Here is an 11,694-nt window from a genome sequence, read left to right as displayed (position 1 = left end):
AATGCGGCGGCGTTGCAGCGTAGGAGCGCACCCGGGCGCGATGAGGCGCTACCGGGAAAGCCTCGTCGCGCCCGGGTGCGCTCCTACGATATCTGCGGTCTGCAGATGCCCTTACTCCGGGTCGTAATCCAGATTCGATGCCAGCCAACGCTCGGCCAGTGCCAGCGTGATGCCCTTGCGCTTTGCATAATCGGCCACCTGTTCCTTGCTCAGTCGCCCGACCACGAAGTACTGGCTCTTGGGGTGGCTGAAGTAATACCCCGAGACCGCGGCAGTGGGCAGCATCGCGAAGCTTTCGGTCAGCGACATGTCGACGTTGCCCTCGGCATCGAGCAGATCGAACAAGGTACGTTTTTCGCTGTGTTCGGGGCAGGCCGGGTAACCGGGTGCCGGGCGAATGCCGCGATAGCGCTCGGCGATCAAGGCTTCGTTGTCCAACGCTTCGTCCTCGACATAACCCCCAGAACTCGGTGCGCACGCGCTGATGCAGGCGCTCGGCCAGCGCCTCTGCCAGACGGTCGGCCAGAGCCTTGAGCAGGATGGAATTGTAGTCGTCATGCGCGGCTTCGAAGCGAGCCACATGCGCATCGATACCGATGCCGGCAGTGACCGCGAAGGCGCCGATCCAGTCCTGCCTGCCGCTGCTTTTTGGAGCGATGAAATCGGCCAAGCAGAAATCCGGGCGGTCGATGGGCTTGTCGACTTGTTGGCGCAAGAAGTGCAGGAGTTGCCGGGATTGGGGATTGGAAATTCGGGATTGGCTCTGCTTCTGCCAATCTCCAATCTCGACTTCCGAATCCCGGTGGTCCGTCAGGACCACCTCAACATCATCCCCAACGCTATTTGCCGGCCACAGCCCGAACACGGCCTTGGCCGTCAACCACTTCTCTTCGACGATGCGCTTGAGCATGCGGCGTGCGTCACGATACAGCTCGCTGGCCTGGGTGCCGACGATGTCGTCGCTGAGAATCGCGGGAAACTTGCCGGCCAGTTCCCATGCCTGGAAGAACGGCGTCCAGTCGATGAGTTCGATCAGCTCCTGCAACGGGTAGTCGTCGAAGACGTGGATGCCTGGCTGGCGTGGGGCCGGTGGCGTGTAGGTGCCCCAATCGCCGTCGAAGCGTTGCGCACGCGCTTTTTCGAGCGACACCAAGCGCTTGGCATCGTCGCGATTACGGTGGCGCGCGCGGATTTCTGCGTAATCGGCATCGTTGGCGGCGACGAAGGCCTGGCGCAGGTCGCGCGAGATCAGCGACTGCGCCACGCCCACGGCACGCGAGGCGTCCTTCACCCACACGGTGGGCGCGGTGTAGTGCGGGTCGATCTTCAGCGCGGTGTGCGCGCGCGAGGTGGTTGCGCCGCCAATCAACAACGGAATGTCAAAGCCCTGCCGCTGCATCTCGCGCGCCACATGCGACATTTCTTCCAGAGATGGCGTGATGAGGCCGGACAGCCCGATCAGATCCGCGTTTTCTTCGCGTGCGCGATCCAGGATCACCTGCGCGGAGACCATCACGCCCAGATCCACCACATCGAAGTTGTTGCAGGCCAATACCACGCCGACGATGTTCTTGCCGATGTCGTGCACGTCGCCCTTGACGGTGGCCATGATGATCTTGCCGTTGGACTTGCCGACATCGCCGGTGCGCAGTTTTTCCGCTTCGATGAAGGGCAGCAGATACGCCACCGCTTTTTTCATCACGCGCGCGGACTTGACCACCTGCGGCAAAAACATCTTGCCGGCGCCGAACAAATCGCCCACCACGTTCATGCCGTCCATCAGCGGGCCTTCGATCACGTCCAGAGGGCGTGTGGAATGTTGGCGCGCTTCTTCGGTATCGGTTTCCACGAATGCGTCGATGCCATGCACCAGCGCATGCGCCAGGCGCGCGCGTACCGGCTTGTCGCGCCAGGCCAGGTCTTCGACTTTTGCCGCGCCCTTGGTGCCCTTGTAGCGCTCGGCGATTTCCAGCAGACGTTCGGTGCCGTCACGGCGCCGGTTGAGGATCACGTCCTCCACGCGTTCGCGCAGTTCCGGGTCCAGCTCGTCGTAGATCGGCATGCCGCCGGCGTTGACGATGCCCATGTCCATACCGGCCTTGATCGCATGGAACAGGAACACCGAGTGGATTGCCTGGCGTACGGCTTCGTTGCCGCGGAACGAGAACGAGACATTGGAAACGCCGCCGGACACATGGCAGTGCGGCAGCGTGTCCTTGATGATGCGAGTGGCTTGGATGAAGTCCACCGCGTAGTTGTCGTGCTCTTCGATGCCGGTGGCCACGGCAAAGATGTTCGGGTCGAAGATGATGTCTTCCGGCGGAAAGCCCACCTGCTCGGTCAGCAGCTTGTAGGCGCGCGTGCAGATCTCGACCTTGCGTGCGCAGGTGTCGGCCTGGCCCGCTTCGTCGAAGGCCATCACCACCGCGGCGGCGCCGTAGCGCAACACCTTGCGTGCGTGTTCGATGAACACCGCTTCGCCTTCCTTGAGCGAGATGGAATTTACCACGCTCTTGCCTTGCAGGCACTTCAATCCCGCTTCGATGACACTCCACTTGGACGAATCCACCATCACCGGAATGCGCGCGATATCCGGCTCGGACATGATCAGGTTGAGAAAGCGCGTCATTGCCTTCTCCGAATCGATCAGGCCTTCATCCATGTTGACGTCGAGGATCTGCGCACCGCTGTCCACCTGCTGACGCGCGACCTCCACCGCTTCCTCGTAGCGCTCCTCCTTGATCAGCTTGCGGAACTGCGCACTGCCGGTGACGTTGGTGCGCTCGCCGACGTTGACGAACAACAGGTCCGGCGTAATGACCAGCGGCTCAAGGCCGGACAAGCGGGTGTAACGGGGAGTGCTCATGCAAGGCTCTGCTGGAAGGCGACGCTGACGGCGCGATCGGTCGTGGTGAGTGAGTGTTCACGGCCCGGCGCTGGGGCGTGGTGCCATGCCGCCCTCATCCGGCGCTTCGCGCCACCTTCTCCCGCAGACGGGAGAAGGGCGGTGCGTTGCGCACGGCGCGTCCTTGTGGCAATCCAAGCGCCGCGCTGTCCTTCTCCCGCCAGCGGGAGAAGGTGCCCGAAGAGCGGATGAGGGGCAGCCTGACGCATCACGCCGCCAGCTCTTGTGCGCCAGGCAATTGCCGCGGCGGCAGGTCCGCGACCGCCTCGGCAATGGCGCGGATATGGTCGGGCGAGGTGCCGCAGCAGCCGCCGACCAGATTGAGCAGGCCGGCCTGTGCGAATTCGCGTAGCGTCTGCGCCATTTCTTCCGGCGTCTCGTCGTATTCGCCGAAGGCATTCGGCAATCCAGCATTCGGATGCGCGCTGACATAGGCGTCGGCGATCTGCGCCAACGTTTCCACATGCGGGCGCAAATCCCTGGCGCCGAGCGCGCAATTCAGGCCGATCGACAACGGCCGGCCGTGCGCGACGGATGCATAAAACGCTTCGGCAGTCTGTCCGGACAAGGTGCGACCGGATGCATCGGTGATGGTGCCGGAGACCATCACCGGCAAACGCCCGCCGCGCGCGTCGAAGACCTCTTCGATCGCATACAGCGCGGCCTTGGCGTTGAGCGTGTCGAAGATGGTTTCCACCATCAGCGTATCCGCGCCGCCATCGATCAGGCCCTCGATCGCCTCGCGATAGGTTGCGCGCAACGCATCGAAACTGGTGTTGCGGTAGCCCGGGTCGTTGACGTCCGGACTGATCGAGGCAGTACGGCTGGTGGGGCCAAGCACGCCGATCACAAAGCGCGGCTTGTGCGGGGTCAACGCCTCGACGTCGTCGCAACAGGCGCGCGCGACCTGTGCGCCGGCCTTGTTCAACTCGTACACCAGATGTTCCAGGTGATAGTCGGCCTGGCTCACTGATGTGGCGTTGAAGGTATTGGTTTCCAGGAGATCGGCACCTGCCTCCAGGTAGGCACGATGAATGCCGGCAATGATTTCCGGACGGGTCAACAGCAGCAGATCGTTGTTGCCCTTCAGGTCGTGGCCCTGCGGTACGTGCGCGTGGTCGCAACCGGGGCCGTGCACGTGCGCACTGTCGTAGCCGTCGGCAAAGCGGGTGCCGCGGTAATCGGGCTCCTGCAGATCGTGGCGCTGGATCATGGTGCCCATCGCCCCATCGATGATGAGGATGCGCTCGGCAAGCGCGGCAGTGAGCTTGGCTGCGCGTTCTGGATGCAGCCACGGCAATGCAAATTGAATTGGGGATTCGGGATCGGGGATTCGCACGAGCGTCATGGTCCGGTTCTCCGCGCAGCAGTGTCTTTGTTTTCCACTAATCCCGAATCCAGATTCGCCATTCCCGGCTTCACCGCAATCAGCGAGATCACTTCGAAATGGGGCGGGCGTTTTTCGCGCGTCACCGTCTCCAGGCTGGAGACGTCCAGCCCGGCTTTTTCAACGAACTTGCGCAATTCCTTGGCAGCAAAGCCCAGATTGACGTGGCCGTACGCATGCACCGCGGCGCGATGTTCGTGCTTGGCCAGGCTGCACAGCAGCAGGCGGCCGCCCGGGCGCAGCACGCGCGCCGATTCGGCCACCGCCTGCGCCGGTTTGGCCGCGTAGGTCAGCGCATGCATCAGCACCACCAGGTCGAAGCTGGCATCGGGGAATGGCAGCGCATGCATATCGCCTTCGCGCACTTCCACGTTGCGTAGTTTGCGCAGGCGCTCGCTGGCGGCCGCAACCACGCGCGCGCTGGTGTCGATGCAGATGTAGCGGGTGGCGTGCGGTGCCACCAGTTCGGCCAGCACGCCGTCGCCGGACGCGATATCGAGCACGTCGCCGGTTTCCAGCAGGGGCAGGGCGGTGCGCGCCAGGGCTTCCCAGGTGCGTCCCGGCGAGTAATGCCGCTCCATGTCGCCGGCCACCGAATCGGCCCAGTTCTGATCCGCGGCACGGTTGGCCAACACGGCGGCCACGCGCTCGGCATCCTGGCGCAGCAATGGGTCGTCGCTGCCGGTGCTCAGTGCCAGCCACAGCGCCCGTTGCGCCGGGTCCAGCGACACTTCGTCGAAGCGGTAATACGCCGACACCCCGGCGCGGCGGTCGCGGACCAGCCCGGCTTCCTTGAGTTTGGCCAGGTGCGTGGACACCCGTGGCTGCGCCAGCCGGGTGATGGCCGACAGCTCGGCCACGGTGAGTTCTTCCTGCTCCAGCAAGGCCAGCAGGCGGACTCGGGTGGCGTCGGCGAATACCTTCAGGCGTGCCGACCAGTCTTCCAGATCCATGAATATCTCTATATCGCGATATGGAGATATTTTCGACCCGGCGACAGGTGCGGTCAACTACATACGCATGCGAATGGTTGGCGCTACAATGGGGCTCAGCTCAGGCCTGAAGGGGTGCGACGTGGATTTCAGCTTCACCGAAGAACAATTGATGATCCAGGATGTGGCGCGCCGCATCGCGCAGGAAAAAATCGCGCCCAGCGCCGAGCAATTCGACCGTAGCGGCGAATTCCCGCTCGAAAATATCCGCCTGTTGGGCGAAAACGGCCTGATGGGCATCGAGGTGCCGGTCGAATACGGCGGCGCCGGCATGGACCCGATCAGCTATGCGCTGGCGATGATCGAAATCGCCGCGGCCGACGGTGCGCATTCCACCATCGTTTCGGTCAACAACTCGCTGTTTTGCACCGGTATTCTGAAGAACGGCAGCGAAGCGCAGAAGCAGCTCTACGTGCGCGCGATCGCCGAAGGTACGCACATCGGTGCGTTCGCGCTGACCGAGCCGCAGTCCGGCTCGGATGCCTCGGCAATGCGCTGCCGCGCCGTCAAGCAGGCCGATGGCAGCTTCGTCATCAACGGCAAGAAGAGCTGGATTACCTCCGGCCCGGTCGCCAAGTACATCGTCCTGTTTGCGGTGACCGAGCCGGACAAGGGCTCGCGCGGAATCACCGCCTTCATGGTCGATACCGACCGCGCCGGTTTTCATCGCGGCAAGACCGAGCCCAAGCTCGGCATCCGTGCCTCGGCCACCTGCGAAATCGAGTTTGCCGATTACGTTGCGCAGCCCGACGAGGTGCTGGGCGTGGAAGGCGAGGGCTTCAAGACTGCGATGAGCGTTCTGAATGCCGGGCGTATTGGTATTGCCTCGCAAGCGGTCGGGATTGCACGCGCGGCGTATGAGGCCACGCTGGCCTACGTCAAGGAGCGCAAGGCATTCGGCGCGGCGATCGGCACGTTCCAGATGACCCAGGCCAAGATCGCCGACATGAAGTGCAAGCTGGATGCAGCGCTGCTGCTGACGTTGCGCGCGGCGTGGTTGAAGGGGCAGGGGCAGAAGTTCGGCACCGAAGCGGCAGTAGCCAAGCTCACTGCATCCGAGGCGGCGATGTGGATCACCCATCAGGCCGTGCAAATTCATGGCGGCATGGGGTATTCGAAGGAAATGCCGCTGGAGCGCTACTTTCGCGACGCCAAGATCACCGAGATCTACGAGGGCACCTCGGAAATCCAGCGCCTGGTGATTGCGCGTGGTGAGACCGGCTTGCGCTGAGGTCTTGCCGCGCTCCAGCGCTGCCGCTACGCGCGGCAACGCTGGAGCGCTCTTCGCGACGCCAAGATCACCGAGATCTACGAGGGGACTTCCGAAATCCAGCGCCTGGTGATTGCGCGCGGCGAAACTGGCTTGCGCTGAGGTCTTGCCGCGCTCCAGCACTGCCGCTGCGTGCGGCAACGCTGGAGCGCTCTCCGCGACGCCAAGATCACCGAGATCTACGAGGGGACTTCGGAAATCCAGCGCCTGGTGATTGCGCGTGGCGAAACTGGCTTGCGCTGAGGTCTTGCCGTGCTCCAGCGCTGCCGCTACGCGCGGCGACGCTGGAGCGCTCTCGGCCGCAGCGACGCGGCAAGGTCGGAGCGCTCGCTGCAGTGCGTTGTGATCACCAGGGGCGGCTACGCCAACGCTTGTCCTGCGTTGCATGCGCGGACCACAATCGACGCTTCTCCTGTGTCTGGTGCGCGCATGTCCCGGTCTTCGCACGCTGCTTCGTCCCGTGTTTCACGCTCCGGCCTTGCACATGCCCTGTGGTGCTGGGGGCTGCTGCTGTTCTGCACGGCGGCAGGCGCGCAGGCCTCGCCGCCTTCGATCGTGCCGACTGACCGTCTGCAAGAAGCGTGGTGGGCGCAGCGGCATGCGCAGGTGCTGGAGCAGGTCAAGCAGCACCCGGATACCAAGTTGCTGCTGATCGGCGATTCGATCACCCAAAACTACGAGAAAGCCAAGGCGCCGGATGAAGACTTCCAGCCGACCTGGCGAACCTTCTACGGAAGCCGCGGCGCACTCAACCTGGGTTTCAGCGGCGACGGCACCGAAAACGTGCTGTGGCGGCTGGCCAATGGCGAAGTCGACGGGCTGCAGTCGAAGGTCGCGCTGGTGCTGATCGGCACCAATAACACCGGCCACCTCGGTCAAACCGCCGAACAGACCCAGCTCGGTATCGATGCGGTGGTCGCAGCGATCGAGCAGAAGCTGCCGCGCACCCACATCCTGCTGCTGAGTGTGTTGCCCAGCGATCTCTCCAGCGAAAAATCGCGGCGCGATGCGCAGATCAATCAGGGCCTGGCCGTGCGTTACGGCGACAACCCACGCGTGACCTATCTGGATGTGAGCTCGGTCTTCCAGCGCGAAGGCAAGCTGCGCACCGAGCTGTTTTACGACACCCGGTTCCGTCCGGCGGCCGGTGCCTTGCATCCGGACACGCGGGGGCAGCGCATGCTGGCCGAAGCGATCGAGCCAACGCTCGCGCGGCTGCTGGGCGAGCCGCCGGTCAAGCCGGTGGCCGAACTCGGCCGTGACGCGGCGACCTCGCTGATGCCGGTCGACTGGCTGGAGCAGGATTCCTACGACTGGTACGCGCGCCACCACGCAGCGCTGGCCATCGCGCGCAGCCTGAAGCCGGAGGTAGTGATGATCGGCGACTCGATCACCCATTTCTGGTCTGGGCCGCCGCAGGCCACGCGCGTCAGTGGCCCCGAATCGTGGCAATGGTTGTATGGCACGCGGCCGGTACTGAATCTGGGCTTCGGCTGGGACCGCACGCAAAATGTGCTGTGGCGCATCCGCCAGGGCGAACTCGATGGTCTGGACCCGCGCTGGGTGGTGCTGCATATCGGCACCAACAATCTCAGCGGCACGGCGCAATCGCGCGCCAGCACCCCGGCTGAAGCGGCGTTGGGTGTGCAGGCGGTGGTGAGCGAGGTGCGCCGCCGCCTGCCCAACAGCAAGCTGATCCTGATGGCGATCATGCCGCGCGGCCGCAACCCCGACGATGCGCGGCGCGCGCCGATCGCCGAGACAAACCGGTTGCTGGTCGCGCGCTATGCCAAGGATCCGGCGGTGCAGTTGGTCGATCTCGGTCCCAAGCTGCTGCAGCCCGACGGCACGCTGCCCGAAGCGCTGATGCCCGATGGCACCCATCCCAGCGAGTCCGGCTACCGCATCTGGGCACAGGCGCTACGCGAGGCAGGAATTACCGCTGCGCCGTAACGGGGCGGCACGCGAGCGCGTTCGCCGAAAGGCGCGCGCGGCTGGTGAGCGTGGCAATGGGGCCGCCCGCGCGCTGCTGCGTCGTGCGTGCCGACAGTCGCGCTTGGTCTTTCAGCATTGCGCGAGCCCACATTCCCGCGTGGAGCGTGATGACGGCCGACGGGCGCAAGCGAGGCTCTCTGCGTCAGGCAAGGCCCGGCATGACCTGGTCTGCCGCGTCCGGCGCCAGGAAAGCGAGCCCGGGTCGAGGTGCCGGCAGGACTCGGCACGGCGATCGAGTGCAGAGCACTGCATTTTCGAACCGCAGAAACCAGAAGACCCCCGATTGCTCGGAGGTCTTTTTAAACTGGTGCCCAGAAGAGGACTCGAACCTCCACGAAGTTGCCCCCGCTAGCACCTGAAGCTAGTGCGTCTACCAATTCCGCCACCTGGGCAGGTGAGCCGCGAATTTTGCAGGCTCCCGGCAGGCTTGTCAATGGGTTTTTATGCGGCAGTCGTCGGCGGTCGCGCCGGCCTTGGTGCCCATCTCGCCGCGCCACGCAGTACCATATAAGCAATGACAAAGAAAAAAAACCCAGATTCCGATCGGCCGAGTCGCCGCAAATCCACCGGCGCAGGCGATTCCAGCACTGCCGAACAGCAGAAGTTGCCGGGCTGGATGCCAGACTTCCTGGTCCGCGCCGCAGCCGGCGCATCGACCAAGTCCGCCAACAAGCGCGCTGCCGACAAAGCATCCAACGCCTCCAAAGCCTCGCCACAGCCGGCGACCGCGCCGCCTGCGCCGCGCGCTCCGCATCCGCGCAAGAGTGGCCCGTCTGCGCCGCCGCCGGAACGCTTCCAGACCGCCGCGCCCGCGGCTGCCGAATTCAAGGATCCGCATGCCGAGCGCGAGGCTCTTCGGTATGCCGAGCCGATCGCCAGCCGCGAGGCGATCCTGCAATTGCTGGAAGCCTGCGACGGTCCGCAGACCGCCGAAGAAATTGCCGAGCAGCTCAATCTGAGTGATCGCATCGACGCACTGGGCAAGCGCCTGGCCGCGATGGTGCGCGAAGCACAGCTGGTGCAGAACCGCCGCGGCGGTTATGCGCCGGTGCAGCAGACCAGCCTGATTGCCGGCGTGATCATCGCCAATCCGGAGGGGTTTGGTTTCCTCAAGCCCGACGAGGGCGGCGACGACCTGTTCCTGCCGCCGTTCGAAATGCGCAAGGTCATGCATGGCGACCGCGCGCTCGCCAATGTCACCGGCATCGATCGCCGCGGCCGTCGCGAAGGCGCCATTGCGCGCGTGCTCGAGCGTGGCATGTCGCGCATGCTGGGGCGCTTCTTCTATGAGCACGGCGTGGCTTACGTCGACCCCGACGACAAGCGCATCCAGCGCAATGTGCAGATCGCCCCGGACGGTATCGGCGAGGCACGCGAAGGCCAATTGGTGGTCTGCGAACTGATCGCGCCGCCGGACGCGCGCCGCCCGGCGATCGGCAAGATCATCGCGGTGCTGGGCGACAAGCTGGCGCCGTCGCTGGTCGTGGAAATGGCCATCCACGGCCATGAATTACCGCACGAATTTCCGCAAGAAGTATTGGACGAAGCGGCGGCCGTGCCGTTGGTGGTCGAGCCGCAGATGATCGGCGGGCGCGTGGACCTGCGGCAGATGCCACTGGTCACCATCGATGGCGAAGATGCCAAGGATTTCGACGACGCCGTGTATTGCGAACCCAACGCCGACGGCTTCCGTCTGGTGGTGGCAATCGCCGACGTGTCCAACTATGTGCGTCCCGGGACGCCGCTGGACGACGAAGCGCAAAATCGCGCCACCTCGGTGTATTTCCCCGGGTTCGTGGTGCCGATGCTGCCGGAGACGCTGTCCAACGGCATCTGCTCGCTGATGCCCAAGGTCGACCGCATGTGTTTCGTCTGCGACATGCAGGTGGGACGCGATGGCGAAGTGACCGGCTCGCGTTTTTACGAAGCGGTGATGAATTCGCACGCACGCCTGACCTATAACCAGGTCTGGAAGGCGGTGGGCGAAGACGATGCGGATACCAAGGCCTTCATCGGTCCGTTGCTGCCGCAAGTGCAGCGCCTGCATCAGCTGTATCACCTGCTGTCGAAGGCGCGCACGCAGCGCGGCGCGATCGAGTTCGAAACCTCCGAAGTGCGCTTCGTGCTGGACAACACCGGCGAAGTCACCCAGGCCGGCATGCTGGTGCGCAACGATGCCCACAAGCTCATCGAAGAATGCATGATCGCCGCCAACGTCGAGGCGGCGCGCTACCTGCTGAGCGTGCATGTGCCCGCGCCTTACCGTGTGCATGAGCGCCCGCCGGAGAGCAAGTACGAAGACCTGCTGGAGTTCCTCAAGGAGTTCCAGCTGAGCTTGCCGGCATGGAGCAAGGTGCGACCCGGCGACTACACCAAGCTGCTGAAGAAAGTGCGCGCCCGCCCGGATGCGGCGTTGCTGGAATCGGTGTTGCTGCGCAGCCAGAGCCTGGCGGTGTATTCGCCGGAGAACAACGGCCATTTCGGTCTGGCGTTGGAGGCATACGCGCATTTCACCTCGCCGATTCGGCGTTACCCGGATCTGTTGGTACACCGCGCAATCAAGCACGCACTGACCGGCGCCAGCCCGCAAACATTCATCTATACCCCGCGTCAGATGGCGGCACTGGCGCTGCAATGCTCCGAGCGCGGACGGCGTGCCGATGAAGCCGAACGTGAAGTGGACGAGCGCTATCGCGCCGCCTGGATGGAAAAGCACGTCGGTGGCCAGTTCGATGGCGTGATCAGCGGTGTGACGGGATTTGGTCTGTTCGTAGAGTTGACACAGTCCAAGGTCAACGGCCTGGTGCATGTCACGCAGCTGCCGCAGGACTATTACCAGTTCGATCCGATTCGTAAGACGCTCAGCGGCGAGCGCCGTGGCCGCGAGTTCCGCCTCGGCGACCCGGTGCGCGTGCTGGTGCTCAAGGCCAGCATGGAAGAGCGCAAGATCGATTTCCGCCTGGCCGAAGAAAATGGCGGAGCGCCCGAAGCGCCGCTGCCGCCGCGCGAGAAGCCGACCAAGCGCAAGAAGAAATCGTACTGAGCTGCAGGACCATGCTGCGGGCGACCGAAATGGCGGCCCGCAGCACGTCTAGTGGTGGCAAGAGCGGCCACTAAACTGTAGCGAGAGTCGTCGGATGGCTGC

The 11,694-nt window shown here is 64.2% G+C and carries 6 protein-coding genes, 1 tRNA gene and 1 pseudogene; 3 read left to right on the top strand and 5 right to left on the bottom strand.

What is annotated here, in order from left to right:
- Positions 1-111: 111 nt before the first annotated feature.
- From J7367_RS22445 to J7367_RS04100, 4 genes and pseudogenes are all read right to left on the bottom strand, one after another.
- A complete protein-coding gene (locus J7367_RS22445; RefSeq protein WP_254894396.1) occupies positions 112-423 on the bottom strand; it encodes a vitamin B12 dependent-methionine synthase activation domain-containing protein in 312 nt (103 codons plus the stop codon).
- A pseudogene (gene metH, locus J7367_RS04110) lies at positions 413-2,866 on the bottom strand (methionine synthase); the annotation flags it as partial. The gene J7367_RS22445 and the pseudogene metH, both read right to left, overlap by 11 nt.
- Positions 2,867-3,113: 247 nt before the next feature.
- Complete coding sequence (locus J7367_RS04105) at positions 3,114-4,253, bottom strand: homocysteine S-methyltransferase family protein (RefSeq protein WP_057660254.1); 1,140 nt, start codon at positions 4,251-4,253, stop codon at positions 3,114-3,116.
- The gene (locus J7367_RS04100; protein ID WP_057660252.1) at positions 4,250-5,245 is read right to left on the bottom strand and encodes a metalloregulator ArsR/SmtB family transcription factor; all 996 of its coding nucleotides are present in this window, start codon (positions 5,243-5,245) and stop codon (positions 4,250-4,252) included. The genes J7367_RS04105 and J7367_RS04100 overlap by 4 nt, the downstream gene beginning before the upstream one ends.
- Before the next feature lie 88 nt (positions 5,246-5,333).
- Between J7367_RS04100 and J7367_RS04095 the strand changes: the two genes are divergently transcribed.
- Positions 5,334-6,515 (top strand): acyl-CoA dehydrogenase family protein, encoded by a 1,182-nt coding sequence (locus J7367_RS04095; RefSeq protein WP_057660250.1) that lies wholly within the window; start codon positions 5,334-5,336, stop codon positions 6,513-6,515.
- 468 nt (positions 6,516-6,983) lie between these two features.
- On the top strand, positions 6,984-8,507 hold the full coding sequence (locus tag J7367_RS04080) for a platelet-activating factor acetylhydrolase IB subunit (RefSeq protein WP_176215003.1): 1,524 nt from the start codon (positions 6,984-6,986) through the stop codon (positions 8,505-8,507).
- A gap of 347 nt (positions 8,508-8,854) precedes the next feature.
- Here J7367_RS04080 and J7367_RS04075 read toward each other — a convergent pair.
- Positions 8,855-8,941 (bottom strand) — tRNA-Leu (locus tag J7367_RS04075).
- 122 nt (positions 8,942-9,063) lie between these two features.
- Between J7367_RS04075 and rnr the strand changes: the two genes are divergently transcribed.
- Entirely contained in the window at positions 9,064-11,592 is a 2,529-nt protein-coding gene (gene rnr, locus J7367_RS04070) for a ribonuclease R (protein ID WP_057660248.1), read from the top strand.
- The last annotated feature ends 102 nt before the right edge of the window (positions 11,593-11,694 follow it).

Source organism: Xanthomonas sp. D-36-1 (assembly GCF_017746155.1).
Classification (GTDB): Bacteria; Pseudomonadota; Gammaproteobacteria; order Xanthomonadales; family Xanthomonadaceae; genus Xanthomonas; species Xanthomonas cissicola.
Note: the sequence above shows the minus strand (reverse complement) of the source record. Positions and strands in the feature narration are given on the sequence as shown.

Bases quoted from the DNA above. Each gene is read 5' to 3' on its own strand.
- rnr (WP_057660248.1), top strand. From the start codon at position 9,064: ATGACAAAGAAAAAAAACCCAGATTCCGATCGGCCGAGTCGCCGCAAA.
- J7367_RS04105 (WP_057660254.1), bottom strand. From the start codon at position 4,253: ATGACGCTCGTGCGAATCCCCGATCCCGAATCCCCAATTCAATTTGCA.
- J7367_RS04100 (WP_057660252.1), bottom strand. From the start codon at position 5,245: ATGGATCTGGAAGACTGGTCGGCACGCCTGAAGGTATTCGCCGACGCC.
- J7367_RS04095 (WP_057660250.1), top strand. From the start codon at position 5,334: ATGGGGCTCAGCTCAGGCCTGAAGGGGTGCGACGTGGATTTCAGCTTC.
- J7367_RS04080 (WP_176215003.1), top strand. From the start codon at position 6,984: ATGTCCCGGTCTTCGCACGCTGCTTCGTCCCGTGTTTCACGCTCCGGC.